This window comes from Sphingomonas sp. UV9, from assembly GCF_004101245.1.
GTDB lineage: Bacteria > Pseudomonadota > Alphaproteobacteria > Sphingomonadales > Sphingomonadaceae > Sphingomonas.
This window is the reverse complement of the sequence record NZ_SCIN01000003.1, coordinates 760,143-774,064: the sequence shown is the minus strand read 5'-3', so window position 1 is coordinate 774,064 and position 13,922 is coordinate 760,143. Positions and strand designations below refer to the sequence as shown.

Sequence of the window (13,922 nt, the reverse complement as noted above, 5' to 3'; positions counted from 1 at the left end):
TAGGGCTTAGCGGATGGGGTGGAACATTGCTCTTCCAATTTTGATTCTCGTGCTCGGCGGCCTGTTGGTTTCCGCGGGCATTCAGGACGCGCGCACGCGCGAGATCGCCAACTGGAAGACGGCCACGGTCGCGCTGCTCGCGCCGGTCTGGTGGTATGCCAACGGGTTGGACGTCTGGCCGGACATGGCGCTCCAGATCGGCGTGGCGCTTGCCGTGTTCGCGGTCTTCCTCGTCGCATTCCATTTCGGCATGATGGGCGGCGGCGACGTCAAGCTGATCGTCGCGCTCGCGCTGTGGCTGCCGTTCCCTGCATTCCTGTCGATGCTGATGGTGATGTCGATCGCCGGCGGCGTGGTCACGCTCGTCATGATGATCGAACGCGGGATCAAGAAAAGCTCGGGCCAGATCGAAGTCCCCTACGGCGTGGCGATAGCGTTCGCCGGGCTGCTCGCACTGCGCGAACCTCTCCTTAATCAGTTTCAGTCATGATTAACGTCGAAGCAGAATACCGACGCCTGAAAGGCACGAACTAGTCATGGACAGTCGTAAGATCATATTGCTGGTTGGCGCGCTGATCGTCGCCGCCATCACGGCATTCTTTGCGAGAACGCTGATCGCCGGCAGTTCGGCGCCGCAAGCCGGTGCGGTCGTGATGGCCGCGCCGGTCGTCGACGGGCCTGAAGTGCTGGTCGCGACCCGCTCGCTGCCGGTCGGCACGATCCTCGATGCGACGGCGCTGAAGTTTCAGCCCTGGCCCAAGGAGCTGGTCGACAACGCCTATTACCTCCGGGACAAGACCAACCTCCAGTCGCTGCAGGGTACGGTGGTGCGCAGCATCATCACCGCCGGGCAGCCGGTGACACAAGGGTCGTTGGTGAAGCCGGGCGATCGCGGTTTCCTCGCCGCCGCGCTGGGGCCTGGCATGCGGGCGGTCACCGTCCCCGTCTCAGCGCAGGCGGCGGTCGCGGGGTTCGTGTTTCCCGGGGATCGGATCGATCTCGTGCTGACGCAGGCGGTGCCGGGCGGCGGCGACGGCGAACCGCTCAAGGTGTCCGAGACGATCATGCGCAACGTCCGCGTGCTCGCCACCGACCAACGCACCGACAATCTGGTCGGCGAAGATGGCAAGACCAAGGTCCAGGCGTTCTCGAACGTGACGATCGAGGCGACGCCGAAGATGGCGGAGCAGGTCGCGGTCGCGCAGACCCTCGGCACGTTGTCGCTGTCGCTGCGCTCGATCGCCGACAATTCCGCCGAACTCGAAGAGGCGATCGCCTCCGGGGCCCTGAAGGTGCCCGACGGCAATGATCCGAAGGCCGAGAAGGCGATGATGATGCGGCTTGCGAGCCAACCCCAGGGGGGAACGTCGAGCTATCAGACGGGTGCCGACGTCTCGCGCTATCAGCGGAGCTCGGTCCCAGGAAAACCGCGCGAAAGCGGCGGCGGTCAGGGCGGGATGTCGACAATGCCGATGGCGCCAGTCGCTGGCGGAACTGCCGGGGTCGCCGTGCAGGGCCCGAACGTGCGGGTGGCGCGCGGCAACGCAATCACGATCGTTCCGGTCGGGGGGAAGAACTGAGATGCGTATTTCGATGACGCCGCCGGGTTGGCCTCTGGCCGTCGCTCTGGCCGCAGCCAGCGCCGCGCCGTTCGCCCCCGCTCTCGCGCAACGCCAAGCCACCGTGGCCGTAACGAGCGGCTCGCCCGTCGTGCAGGTCAACACCGGCCGCGGTCGGCTGGTGACGCTGGCGCGGCCGATGACCGACCTGTTCGTGGCGGACGATACGATCGCCGACGTCCAGGTCCGCTCGCCGACGCAATTATATCTGTTCGGCAAGAAGACCGGCGAGACGACGATCTCCGCGACCACAAAGGGCGGCGCGGTGGTTTATGCAGCGACCGTCCGGGTCGGCAACAACCTCGATTCGGTCCAGCAGATGCTCGGGCTGGCAATGCCCGAGGCGCAGGTCGTCGCGACGCCGATGAACGGCCTGATCCTGCTCACGGGCACGGTTCTGGCGCCCGAGGACGCCGCCGAGGCCGAGCGGCTGGTGCAGGCGTTCGTCGGCGATTCGACGAAGGTCCTGTCTCGCCTCAAGACCGCGACGCCGTTGCAGGTGAACCTGCAAGTGCGAATCGCCGAAGTCACCCGGAGTTTCGTCAAGAACATCGGGGTGAACGTGCAGTCCTTCGATGGCACGGGCGGTTTCAAGTTTGGCTTGGGCCAGGGACGAGACGCCACGATATTTGCACCGCAGGGCGGAATGTTCGTCGGCGGCGCGACGCCGACGGCAGGCAGCACCGGTGTCGCCAAGGCGACGATCGGGTCGACATTCGGTCTCGCCGGCAAGCTCCTCGGCGTCGACCTTCTGGGTGCGATCGACCTGGGCGAAACCCTCGGACAGGTGACCACGCTCGCCAATCCGAACCTCACGGCATTGTCGGGCGAGACGGGGACCTTCCTGGCGGGTGGCGAAGTGCCAATCCCGTTGGCGCAAGCGCTCGGCACGATCTCGATCGAGTATAAGCAATACGGCGTCAGTCTCGCCTACACGCCCACGGTGTTGTCGGATGGGCGAATCTCGCTGCGGGTTCGCCCGGAGGTGTCGCAACTCGATTATTCGAACGCCGTGACGCTCAGCGGAACCCGCGTTCCCGGCATCACGACCCGCCGGACCGAGACGACCGTCGAGCTGGGTTCGGGCCAGAGCATGATGATCAGTGGCCTGCTGTCGAACAGCCACAATAATTCGTACGACAAGACCCCGGGGCTCTCGAACCTGCCGATCATCGGCGCACTGTTCCGCTCCAATGCGTTCCAGCGCAACGAGACCGAACTGGTCATCGTCATCACCCCGTATCTGGTAAAGCCGGTCAACAATGCGAGCGACATCGCGCTGCCGACCGATGGTGCGCGTGCACCAGGCGATCTCGACCGCGTCTTGCTGGGTACGCTGAGCGCGAGCGGCGGCGGCAAGCGGCCGGTGCCGACGGTCGCGCCGCCGACCTACGCCCAGCCATCGGTCGGCGCGGTTGCCCCGGTCCTGCCGATGCCACGCAGCGACGGTCGTCGCACCGAGGAAGACGCCGTGCCACGTCCCGATACCAGGACCGGCAAGACGTCGAAAAAGGGCGTCGTGCCCGCCCCCGGTTTCTCGAATTGAGCCGCGCTCCAGCACAACGCACCAAGGATATCCGATGATCAACAAATCGATCCTAGCGTCTCTCGTCCCCGCGCTGCTGCTCGGCGGCTGCATGGGCACGGAGAATCGCGGCCTCGAATCGGTCCATCAACCGGTCGTCAGCCGTACCGACTATGCCCTGGACCTGGGCGTCGCGGGCGGCGCGCTCGCGTCCGGCGAAACGGAACGTCTGGCAGGTTGGGTCGAGACGATGCGGCTCGGTTACGGCGACCGGGTGACGATCGACGATCCGGCCGCGGAAGGATTTCGTGCTCGCGACGACGTATCGGCGGTCATTTCCCGGTACGGCCTGTTGTTGAGCCCCGACGCGCCTGTCACGCCCGCTTCGGTCACGCCCGGATCGATCCGCGTGGTTGTCAGCCGGATGCGCGCGGCCGTGCCGGGCTGTCCCGACTGGTCGCGCGATTCGACGAATGATTTCGAAGCGAACACCTCGTCCAATTATGGCTGCGCGACCAACCGCAACCTGGCGGCGATGATCGCCAATCCCGCCGATCTCGTGCGCGGGGCACCGGGTACCGAGACGACCGACGCGGCGCTGTCGTACAAGGCGATCGATACCTATCGTAAAAAGGCACCCACCGGCGCCGCTGGCCTGACCGCGGTCAGCACGGGAGGCAAGTGATGAACGCACCCTGGAAGCCGGGCGGCATCGCGCACCGCGAACCCTTCACCGCTTATGTCTGCGACGAGATCACGGCCGAGGCGTTGCGCCCGATCGCCAGCGAACTCGGCTGGGCGGTCGAGAAGATCCACAAGGGTGGCCTGCGCAACGCGATCCAGTCGCTGTCGGTGTCGGCATCGCCGCAGATCCTGTTCGTCGATCTCGCCGAATCGGGCGACCCGCTGAACGACATCAACGCGCTCGCCGAAGTGTGCGAACCCGGTACCGTCGTGATCGCCGCTGGGCAGGTAAACGACGTTCGCCTGTACCGTGATCTCGTCGCCAGCGGGATCCAGGACTATCTGCTGAAGCCGCTGCACCCGGACATGCTGCGCGAAGCCTTCGGTCATGCGCAGACGATCCTGAACGCGCCGAAGCATGTCGAGGTATCGCCCGATCGCCCGCATTGTTCGATCGCCGTCATCGGCACGCGTGGCGGCGTCGGCGCATCGACGATCGCGACGTCGGTCGCCTGGCTGCTCGCGGACAAGGAAGACCGCGCCACCGCCCTGCTCGATCTCGACGTGCATTTCGGAACAGGCGCGCTCGGCCTCGATCTCGAACCGGGTCGCGGCCTGACCGATGCGATCGACAATCCCAGCCGGATCGACGGGCTGTTCATCGAACGCGCCATGGTCAAGGCATCGGAAAAACTGTCCGTGCTCAGTGCCGAGGCGCCGATCAACACGCCGCTGATCACCGACGGCTCCGCCTTCTACCAGTTGCAGGAGGAGATGCGGTCGGCGTTCGAATGTACCGTCGTCGATCTGCCGCGTGCCATGCTGATTCAGCATCCGCATCTGATCAGCGAGGTTCGGCTTGCGGTTATCGTTACCGAGCTGACGCTCGCCGCGGCGCGCGACACGATCCGCATCCTGTCGTGGATGAAGACAAACGCGCCGCAGACCCAGTTATTCGTGCTGGCCAACCGGGTGCACGCCGGCGGCCAGCTGGAGATCAACCGCAAGGATTTCGAGGGTTCGATCGAGCGCAAGATCGATTATCTGGTGCCGTTCGACCAGAAGCTCGCGGCGCAGGCGGCCAAGCTCGGCAAGCCGATCGTCGAGGTGGGAAAGACCTCCAAGACGATCGCCCCGATCCTGACGCTGGTTACCGCGCTCGCGTCCGTCGTTCCCGATGCCTCGGCCGATGGCGCGAAGGCGAAGGGCAAGTCGTTGATGGGCAAATTCGGCGACCTCAAGGGGTTGATCCCCAAGCGCGCGGCGAAGACGAAGTGAACATCGCGCGTCCAATCCGCATATCTACACACCGGAGGGGTTAGGCCGCGATGGAGATCTTGCCGCTCCTGTTGGTGATGATCGGTGCCGTCGTGGTGCTGGGCATGGTGGCGTTCGCGTTCGCGGGACCGTCGGCCAGCCGCGCGCAATCCCGCCGGCTCGCGTCGCTGCGGGAGCGCCACGGCGATGCGCTGGTCGTCGCCGAAGCGCAGATGCGGCGCATCGCGACGAATCGCGACACGAAGATGGATGTCGCGTTTACGCGCATTCTTCCCAATCCCGTCCAACTCGCCAAGCGTCTGGCGATGACCGGCAAGACCTGGACCGTTGGGCAATATGGGCTGGCGACCGCCGGCATTGCGCTGGTCATTGCCCTGCTGATGGCGATCAAGGGTTTGCCGATCCTGCTGGCCGTGTTCGTCGGCCTGTTCATCGGGGTGGGCTTGCCGCATTTCATCGTCGGCAAGACGATCGCGCGACGGGTCGGCAAGTTCACGGCGAAGTTTCCCGATGCGATCGACCTGCTGGTGCGCGGCCTGCGTTCGGGACTGCCGATCAGCGAGACCATCGGCGTCGTCGGCCAGGAAGTCGACGGGCCGGTCGGCGAGGAGTTCCGCGCGGTCAGCGACAAGATGAAGATCGGCCGGACGATGGATGCCGCGCTGCAGGAAACTGCCGATCGGCTCGGCACGCCCGAATTCCAATTCTTCGTGATCACCATCGCGATCCAGCGTGAGACCGGTGGCAATCTCGCCGAGACCTTGGCGAACCTGTCCAACGTGCTGCGGCTGCGCGGCCAGATGAAGCTCAAGATCAAGGCGATGTCGTCGGAATCGAAGGCATCGGCGTACATCATCGGCGCGCTGCCGTTCATCGTGTTCGGGATGATCTGGGTCATTAACGGCAAGTATATGCAGAACTTCTTCATCGACGAGCGACTGATGGTCCTCGGCATGGGCGGCATAGTGTGGATGGCGATCGGCGCCTTCATAATGTCCAAGATGATCAGCTTCGAGATTTAGGGGCACATGATGGGCACGACTGCCGGACCGACCCTGCTCGGAATCGACGTACTCTGGGTCGCGACGATCCTGTCGGGTGTCGCCGCGTTCGCGGTGATGGTCGCGATCTATGCCGCGACGACGGTCAGCGATCCGATGACCAAGCGCGTGAAAGCGCTCAACGATCGCCGCGAGCAACTGAAAGCGGGCATTACCGCCTCGACCAAGCGCCGCGCCAAGCTGGTCCAGCGCAACGACACCGCCGACAAGATGCGCGGCATGTTGTCGTCGATGAAGATGCTGCAGGACAGCCAGGTCAAGGTGGTCCAGCTGAAGCTGATGCAGGCCGGCATCCGATCCAAGGAATGGGCGCCGGCCGTGATCTTCGGGCGCCTCGTGCTGCCGATCGTGCTCGGCGGGGTGATGCTCTACTGGGTATATGGGACCGATGGGTTCGCGACCTGGGGGCCGCTGAAGAAATACGGGCTCGTCGCGATGACCTTCATCCTGAGCTACAAGGCACCGGACCTGTATCTCGACAACAAGATCAAGAAGCGCTCGGATGCGATCCGCAAGGGGCTGCCCGATGCGCTCGATCTGCTCGTGATCTGCGCGGAAGCAGGGCTCACCGTTGATGCCGCGTTCCACCGGGTCGCGCGGGAGTTGAGCCGGGCCTATCCCGAACTGGGCGAGGAGTTCACGCTGACCGCGATCGAGCTGGGGTTCCTGACCGACCGGCGTTCGGCGTTCGAGAATCTGGCGCAGCGGGTAAAGCTGGATGCGGTGAAGGGGGTCGTCACGACGATGATCCAGACGGAGAAATACGGCACGCCGCTCGCGTCCGCCTTGCGCGTGCTGTCGGGCGAGTTCCGCAACGAGCGGATGATGCGGGCGGAGGAAAAGGCGGCGCGGTTGCCGGCGATCATGACGATCCCTCTGATCCTGTTTATTCTCCCCGTCCTGTTCGTGGTCATCCTCGGGCCGGCGGCGTGTTCGATCTCCGATGCGCTCATAAAGACCTGAAGCAACCGCGAGGCGCGATGATCGTTGGGCTTCCGTAACAGGAGGGTTTTTACGATGCCGTTGTTTTCCACACCTACCCAGTTCGCGGCGCTTGCGCTGATCTTCGTCGCCGGCTGGCTGTTCGGATTGGCGAGCCATCCGGGGGCAAGAAGTGGAAGGCGCGCTATCTGGCCGAACGGGATGCGCATGCTTCGGTGAAGAAGGATGCCGATGTCCGGGCGGCGGCCGCTGAGAAGCGGGCGGTCGAGGCCGAGCATGAGAATGCCCGGTTGGTGAAGGAGGTTGAGGCGGCGCGGGTTGCGGCGCCGGCGCCAGTGGCCAGCCCCGTTATCGAGCGGCGTCCGGTTGTGGATACGGCGCGCCCGGAGGCGCTGTCGTCGGCGCGGTCGGCTTATGCTCGGCCGGCGTATGATGCCGATGGCACCAAGCGCGGTTGGTTCGATTTCGACCAGCGTCGGTAAGGTTTGGGAGCGGAGCGCACGTCGCCACCGCCCCCTTGTTCTCCCGCGAAGGCGGGAGCCCAAGGCTGGGTCCCCGCCTTGGCGGGAAAACAGTCTTCTTCTTTTTCCACCCCGGCGTAGGCCGGGGCCCAATTGGGGTCGCTGCGTAACTTGGGAGGATCCTCAGTCACCCAGGACGTTCCAATTGGGCCCCGGCCTTCGCCGGGGTGGTGTTGTGTTTTCGGACCGGCGTTACTTCTTCGTTAGCGCCGCCTGCGCCGCCGCCAGGCGGGCGATCGGCACGCGGTAGGGGCTGGCCGACACGTAATCCAGGCCGACCTTCTCGCAGAATGCGATGCTTGCCGGATCGCCGCCATGCTCGCCGCAGATGCCGAGCTTGATGCCGGGGCGGGTCTTGCGACCACGCTCCGCGGCGATCTCGATCAGTTCGCCGACGCCTTCGACGTCGATGCTGACGAACGGGTCCTTCGCATAGATGCCCTGCTCGACATAGGCGCCCAGGAACCGCGAGGCGTCGTCGCGGCTGACGCCGAGCGTCGTCTGCGTCAGGTCGTTGGTGCCGAACGAGAAGAACTCGCCGACCTCAGCAATTTCCCCTGCCCGCAGCGCGGCGCGGGGGAGTTCGATCATCGTGCCGACGAGATATTCGATCGTCCGGCCCTTGTCGGCGAACACGGCCTGCGCGGCCTTGTCGACGACCGCCTTCATCAGTTCCAGCTCGCGACGGGTCGCGACCAGCGGGATCATGACCTCGGGGATCGGCGCCGCGCCCGACTTCTCCGCGACGTCGACCGCCGCCTCGAAGATCGCTCTCGCCTGCATCTCGTAGATCTCGGGGTAGGTCACGCCGAGACGGCAGCCGCGATGGCCGAGCATCGGGTTGAACTCGTGCAACTCCGCCGCGCGGCGCTTCAAGGTGTCGACATCGACGCCCGCCGCGGTCGCGACTTCGGCGAACTCGGATTCCTCGTGCGGAAGGAATTCGTGGAGCGGCGGATCGAGCAGGCGGATCGTCACCGGCAGCCCGGCCATCACCTCGAGGATCTCGGTGAAATCCTTGCGCTGTTCGGGGAGCAGCTTGTCGAGCGCGGCGCGACGGCCCTTCTCGTCGCTCGCCAGGATCATCTGGCGGACGTTGGTGATGCGGCTGCTCTCGAAGAACATGTGCTCGGTACGGCACAGCCCGACGCCCTCGGCGCCGAACTCGCGCGCGACGCGGCAATCCTCGGGAGTCTCGGCGTTCGCGCGGACCTTCAGGCGGCGGACCTCGTCGGCCCACACCATCAACGTCGCGAAATCGCCCGACAGCTCGGGCTGCACGGTCGCGACCGCCCCGATCATCACTTCGCCGGTGGTGCCGTCGATGGTGAGCAGGTCGCCCTCCTTCACCTCACGACCGCCGCAGCGCATGATCTTCGCCTTGGCGTCGATGGAGAGCGTGCCGGCGCCCGAGACGCAGGGGCGTCCCATGCCACGCGCGACGACCGCGGCGTGGCTGGTCATACCGCCGCGTGCGGTGAGAATGCCCTTGGCCGCGTGCATGCCGTGAATGTCGTCCGGCGAGGTTTCGGTGCGCACGAGGATGACGGCCACGCCATCGGCGGCCTTCTTCTCGGCGGCATCGGCGTCGAACACGACCGCACCCGAGGCGGCGCCCGGCGAGGCGGGAAGCCCCTTGGTGAGCACGTCGCGGTGCGCCTTGGGATCGAGCGTCGGGTGGAGCAGCTGGTCGAGCGCCATCGGCTCGACGCGCAGGATCGCCTCCTCGCGGGTGATGAGGCCCTCATTCGCCATGTCGACCGCGATCTTGAGCGCGGCCTTGGCGGTGCGCTTGCCGGCGCGCGTCTGGAGCATCCAGAGCTTGGTCTTCTCGACCGTAAACTCGATGTCCTGCATGTCGCGGTAATGGTTTTCGAGCGTGTCGAACACGTCGGCGAGCTGGCCGTACACCTCGGGCATCGCCTCTTCCATCGAGGCGGGCTTGGCGCCGGCGTCTTCGCGCGCGGTCTTGGTGAGGTATTGCGGGGTGCGGATGCCGGCGACGACGTCTTCCCCTTGAGCATTGATCAGGAATTCGCCGTAATAGGCGCGGTCGCCCTTCGACGGGTCGCGCGTGAACGCGACGCCGGTCGCCGAGGTGTCGCCCATGTTGCCGAACACCATCGCCTGGATGTTGACCGCGGTGCCCCAGCCGCCGGGAATGTCGTTGAGACGGCGATAGACTTTCGCCCGCTCGGACTGCCACGAGCCGAAGACGGCGCCGACCGCGCCCCAGAGCTGATCGTGGACGTCCTGCGGGAAGGGCTTGCTCCAGAGCTTCTCGACGAGGCCCTTATATTCGGCGACCAGCGCGCGCAGATCGTCGGCGCTCAGCTCGGTGTCGAGCGTGAAGCCCTGATCTTCCTTGGCGATCTCGAGCGCTTCCTCGAACGCGCCGTGATCGAGCTCGAGGACGACATCGGCGTACATCTGGATGAAGCGGCGATAGCTGTCCCACGCGAAGCGCGCGTCGCCCGAGGTGGTGGCGAGGCCCTCGACCGTCTGGTCGTTGAGGCCGAGATTGAGGACGGTGTCCATCATCCCCGGCATCGACGCGCGGGCGCCGCTCCGGACAGAGACGAGCAGCGGATCGGCGGCATCGCCGAACTTTTTACCCGTGACGCCTTCGATATGCGCAAGGCCGGTGGCGACCTCGTCGCGCAGGCCTTGCGGGAACTGGCCGCCCTCGTCGTAATAGACCGCGCAGAAATCGGTCGAGATCGTGAAGCCCGGTGGGACCGGCAGGCCGATCGACGCCATCTCGGCGAGGTTGGCGCCCTTGCCGCCGAGCAGGTTCTTGTCGCCCTTGCCGCCATCCGAAACACCGCCGCCGAAGCGGTACACATATTGGGTCATCGCAGGTCCTCTAAGTGCTTGTTTTTACGGTCAGGGCAAAAGTGAAGTATAGAAAGTGCAGACGCTGGGACGGGTCCCGGCGGTGCGTTCACTCAGCCCTCAATTCTCGAGAAATCCGCGACGTTGTGCACTGCGGCGCGAACACGCTCAAGTAGCGCGAGACGGGCGGAGCGCTTGGCGGGATCGGCATCGTTGACGATAACGCTATCAAAGAACGCGTCGATCGGCGCGCGCAGCGACGCGAGCGCCGCCATCGCCGCGGCGAAATCCTCGTGCCCGATCGCGGCGGTTGCGCGGGGTTCGGCGGAGTCGAGCGCGGTCATCAGCGCAGCCTCTGCCGGTTCGGGCGTGTAGGACAGCGAAACCTGCTCCTGCTCCCTCTCCCCTCTGGGGAGAGGGTCGGGGTGAGGGGCCGTTCCGGGCGATGCACTGCTTGGCAGCCCCTCACCCCTACCCTCTCCCCGGAGGGGAGAGGGAGCAGAAGGGGCTTCCTTCTTGAGGATATTGGCGGCGCGCTTGTAGCCGGCGAGCAGGTTCTTGCCGTCCTCGGTGGTCACGAACGCCTGGAGCGCGTGGACGCGCGCGAGCAGGCGGACGAGATCGTCCTCGCCACCGAGCGCGAACACCGCGTCGATCAGGTCGTGACGGACGCCGGCTTCGCGTTGCTGGACTTTGAGGCGGTCGGCGAGGAAGTTCAATAATTGGATGTGTCGCGACGTATCTTTGCCCCACCACGCGCCGGTCATGGCGGCAGTCACGGTCTTGGCCAAGGATAGCGATAGATCGTTATGAACGATAATTAAGATCGCCCCCAAAGCTGCCCGTCGCAAGGCAAACGGATCCTTTGACCCCGTCGGTGCCTGGTCGCTGCCGAAGAATGACGCCAACGTATCCAGCTTGTCCGCCAAACTCACCGCCACCGTCACCGGGTCGGTAGGAACATCATCGCCCTGCCCGACCGGTTTGTAATGGTCGCGGATCGCGGCGGCGACGGCGGGGTGCTCGCCTTGGGCTGCGGCGTAGTAGCCGCCCATCAGGCCCTGCAATTCGGGGAACTCGCCGACCATGCCGGTGACGAGATCCGCCTTGGCGAGACGTGCGGCGCGCTCTGCGAGGGCCGCCAATTCCTCCCCTGCAAGGGGAGGGGGACCGTCAGCCATAGGCTGAGGGTGGAGGGGGTTCTCCACGGGCGCTGCGCTTCGTGGCGCCCCCCCTCCACCAGCTTCGCTGGTCCCCCTCCCCGTTCCGGGGAGGATTATTCCCTCTTCGACCAGCCAGCGCGCGAGTTTCGCGACGCGGTCGACCTTGTCGGCCAGCGTGCCGAGCTTTTCGTGGAAGACGATCTTTTCGAGCTTGGCGGCCTGCTCTTCGAGCGGCACCTTCAGGTCGGTGTCGTAGAAGAATTTCGCATCCGACAGACGTGCGGCGAGGACCTTGCGGTTGCCCTCGACGATCTTCGCGCCGCCGTCGTGCGCGGCGATGTTAGCGGTACAGACGAACGCGTTGGCGAGCGTCCCGTCGGCGCTGCGGCAGACGAAATATTTCTGGTTCACGCGCGCGGTGAGCTGGATCACCTCGGGCGGCACGTCGAGAAACGCGGGGTCGAACTGGCCGAGCAGCGGAATCGGCCATTCGGTGAGCCCGGCATTCTCGGCGACGAGGCCCTCGTCCTCGATCAGTTCGAGCCCGGCCTGCAGCGCGGCCTCGCGTGCGTGATCGCGGATCAGCGTCGCGCGCTCGTCCTGGTCGACGATGACGTGGCAAGCGCGCAGCTTCTCGACATAGTCGTGCGCGCCGCCGATCGTGATCTGGTACGGGTGGTGGAAGCGGTGGCCGAGCGTGGCGGCGCCGCTCTCGATGCCCGCGATCTCGAACGGCACGATCTCTTCGCCGAGCAGCGCGACGATGCCTTGCAGCGGGCGGACCCAGCGCAGCGATTCGGTGCTGGCGGAGGCGTCGCCCCAGCGCATCGACTTGGGCCACGGGAACGCGCGGACGATTGCGGGGATCGCCTCTGCGAGCACGGCGGCGGTGGCGCGGCCGGGCTTTTCGGTGACCGCGAACAGCGTGCCGCCGCGATCGACCAGCTGCTCACGCGTGAGGCCGGTCTTGCGCAAGAAGCCTTCGAGCGCCTGCGGGGGGGCGGACGTCTTGGGGCCCTTCACCTCTTCGGAGACCGCGGCGGTCTCGAGCGGCAGGTCGCGCGCGATCAGCGTCAGGCGGCGCGGCGTCGCATAGGTGACGAGCGCGCTGGTGGCGATCCCGGCCTTGGCGAGTTCCGCGGTGAACAGCTTGGCGAGATCTTCGCGCGCCTTCGCCTGCATGCGGGCAGGGATTTCTTCGGAGCGGAGTTCTAGGAGAAAGTCGGTCATGGGATACTCAAATCCGCCCCGGCACGGGGAGGGGGACCGTCCGAAGGACGGTGGAGGGGGCGGGCCGCGAACGGAGCGTGTGCGGCACGCCCCCTCCACCATGCTGCGCATGGTCCCCCTCCCCGTTCCGGGGAGGAATGGCGGTGGAGGGGCCGTTCCGGGGAGGAATGGCGCTGGGGCGCGTCATGCGGCCCATCCGTGCTTGTCCATCCAGGCGGCGCAGGCGCCTTTGGCGAGGTCGCGGACTCGGCCCATATAGGCTTGGCGTTCGGCGACCGAGATCACCCCGCGCGCCTGCAACAGGTTGAAGACGTGGCTGGCCTTGATCGCCTGCTCATAGGCGGGGATCGGCAGCTTGTGGTTCAGGCTGTTCTCGCATTCGGCGACGTGCTTGCGGAACTGGTCGAACAGCGAGTCCGTGTCGGCGACCTCGAAGTTCCACTTCGACATCTCCTGCTCGTTCTCCAGGAACACCTCGCCGTAGGTGACCCCGGAGTCGTTGAACGCGAGGTCGTAGACGCTGTCCTTGTCCTGGATATACATCGCCAGCCGCTCGAGCCCGTAGGTCAGCTCGCCCGCGACGGGCTTCATGTCGAAGCCGCCCATCTGCTGGAAATAGGTGAACTGCGTCACCTCCATGCCGTCGCACCAGACCTCCCAGCCGAGCCCCCACGCGCCGAGCGTCGGGCTCTCCCAATCGTCCTCGACGAAGCGGATGTCGTGCTTCAGCATGTCGATGCCGATCGCCGCGAGCGACCCCAGATAGAGCTCCTGGAGGTTGGCGGGCGATGGCTTCAGGATCACCTGATACTGGTAATAATGCTGGAGCCGGTTCGGGTTCTCGCCATAGCGGCCATCGGTCGGGCGGCGGCAGGGCTGCACGAACGCGGCGTTCCACGGTTTCGGCCCGAGCGCGCGCAGCGTCGTGGCGGTGTGGAAGGTGCCCGCGCCCATTTCCATGTCGTAGGGCTGCAGGATCAGACACCCGTGCTCGCTCCAATAGTCATGGAGCGTGAGGATCATGCGCTGGAAGCTGAGAGGCTTTTTCACGGGCTGTATCGGGG

Annotated in this window: 11 protein-coding genes; 8 read left to right on the top strand and 3 right to left on the bottom strand. The window is 65.7% G+C overall.

What is annotated here, in order from left to right; translation table 11 throughout:
• Positions 1-13: 13 nt before the first annotated feature.
• From EQZ23_RS15840 to EQZ23_RS15805, 8 genes are all read left to right on the top strand, one after another.
• On the top strand, positions 14-490 hold the full coding sequence (locus tag EQZ23_RS15840) for a prepilin peptidase (RefSeq protein ID WP_128455362.1): 477 nt from the start codon (positions 14-16) through the stop codon (positions 488-490).
• Between the two features lie 46 nt (positions 491-536).
• Entirely contained in the window at positions 537-1,580 is a 1,044-nt protein-coding gene (gene cpaB, locus EQZ23_RS15835; protein WP_128455361.1) for a Flp pilus assembly protein CpaB, read from the top strand.
• A gap of 1 nt (position 1,581) precedes the next feature.
• Entirely contained in the window at positions 1,582-3,165 is a 1,584-nt protein-coding gene (locus tag EQZ23_RS15830) for a type II and III secretion system protein family protein (RefSeq protein ID WP_128455360.1), read from the top strand.
• A gap of 34 nt (positions 3,166-3,199) precedes the next feature.
• Positions 3,200-3,829 carry a CpaD family pilus assembly protein gene (locus EQZ23_RS15825; RefSeq protein WP_128455359.1) on the top strand — a complete coding sequence of 210 codons (630 nt, stop codon included), beginning with the start codon at positions 3,200-3,202 and terminating at the stop codon, positions 3,827-3,829.
• A complete protein-coding gene (locus EQZ23_RS15820) occupies positions 3,829-5,106 on the top strand; it encodes a pilus assembly protein CpaE (protein ID WP_128455358.1) in 1,278 nt (425 codons plus the stop codon). Before EQZ23_RS15825 ends, EQZ23_RS15820 begins: the two co-directional genes overlap by 1 nt.
• Positions 5,107-5,156: 50 nt before the next feature.
• Entirely contained in the window at positions 5,157-6,128 is a 972-nt protein-coding gene (locus EQZ23_RS15815; protein ID WP_128455357.1) for a type II secretion system F family protein, read from the top strand.
• A 9-nt stretch (positions 6,129-6,137) separates the two neighbouring features.
• Positions 6,138-7,130 carry a type II secretion system F family protein gene (locus EQZ23_RS15810; RefSeq protein WP_128455632.1) on the top strand — a complete coding sequence of 331 codons (993 nt, stop codon included), beginning with the start codon at positions 6,138-6,140 and terminating at the stop codon, positions 7,128-7,130.
• A 194-nt stretch (positions 7,131-7,324) separates the two neighbouring features.
• Positions 7,325-7,591, top strand: a complete 267-nt coding sequence (locus EQZ23_RS15805) for a hypothetical protein (RefSeq protein ID WP_240663612.1) — start codon at positions 7,325-7,327, stop codon at positions 7,589-7,591.
• A 231-nt stretch (positions 7,592-7,822) separates the two neighbouring features.
• Here the strand turns inward: EQZ23_RS15805 and ppdK are convergent, their stop codons facing one another.
• From ppdK to EQZ23_RS15785, 3 genes are all read right to left on the bottom strand, one after another.
• Positions 7,823-10,486 (bottom strand): pyruvate, phosphate dikinase, encoded by a 2,664-nt coding sequence (ppdK, locus tag EQZ23_RS15800; RefSeq protein ID WP_128455356.1) that lies wholly within the window; start codon positions 10,484-10,486, stop codon positions 7,823-7,825.
• A 92-nt stretch (positions 10,487-10,578) separates the two neighbouring features.
• Entirely contained in the window at positions 10,579-12,858 is a 2,280-nt protein-coding gene (gene glyS / locus EQZ23_RS15795) for a glycine--tRNA ligase subunit beta (protein ID WP_128455355.1), read from the bottom strand.
• Positions 12,859-13,041: 183 nt separating this feature from the next.
• Entirely contained in the window at positions 13,042-13,881 is an 840-nt protein-coding gene (locus EQZ23_RS15785) for a glycine--tRNA ligase subunit alpha (RefSeq protein ID WP_128455631.1), read from the bottom strand.
• Between the last annotated feature and the right edge of the window lie 41 nt (positions 13,882-13,922).